Here is a 584-nt window from a genome sequence, read left to right on the forward strand (position 1 = left end):
AAAGTCACGACAACGGGACTGGTTTCGCTCGGGGAATTAGAGACGATTTCGGTTATGATACCACCAACTCGGCCGCTCCGTGTCACCGATGTTGGGGTGGTAGTCCCACCTAGCCTCTGTGGGTGTTCTGGGCGCTTCTGGATCGACAGACAGGTTGAACGAGATGGCGACAGAACAGACCGGGTCGACATTCCAGCACCAGGGCTCAATCCCTACGATAAGCGATTGCTCACAGACATCGAAGATGCAGAGATCGTTCGGATCAAGCCACCAACTGGTCCTGCAATAAAATACTGCGTCCATGACGACCGCACCCACAGTGATGCATCCACCACCGAACCAGAGACCACCTACCGGAGTCTCGAAATTGCACTCACTGAACTGAACGTTGTCTCGACGGCGGCCGAAAGAGACCCTCAACTCGATCAGTGGCATCGTCAACAGCTCTATCAGACACTCGCTGACGCACAGACCGCGTTGTATCGGGCCCGACGAGCACTCTTTGAGACACAGCCAGCACACGACCGCTGGGCGTACGACGCCGGACTGACCACCGACTGGGGGCACTATGGCGAACCGATCTC

At 56.7% G+C, this 584-nt stretch carries 1 protein-coding gene; it reads left to right on the forward strand.

Features of this window, described 5'->3' with window-relative positions:
- Positions 1–96: 96 nt before the first annotated feature.
- Positions 97–584 (forward strand): hypothetical protein (locus BBD46_RS22920; RefSeq protein WP_216094820.1); only part of this gene is annotated, 488 nt, incomplete at its 3' end.

Origin of the sequence: Natrialba sp. SSL1 (assembly GCF_001861355.1) — an archaeon.
In the GTDB taxonomy this organism is placed as follows: domain Archaea; phylum Halobacteriota; class Halobacteria; order Halobacteriales; family Natrialbaceae; genus Natrialba.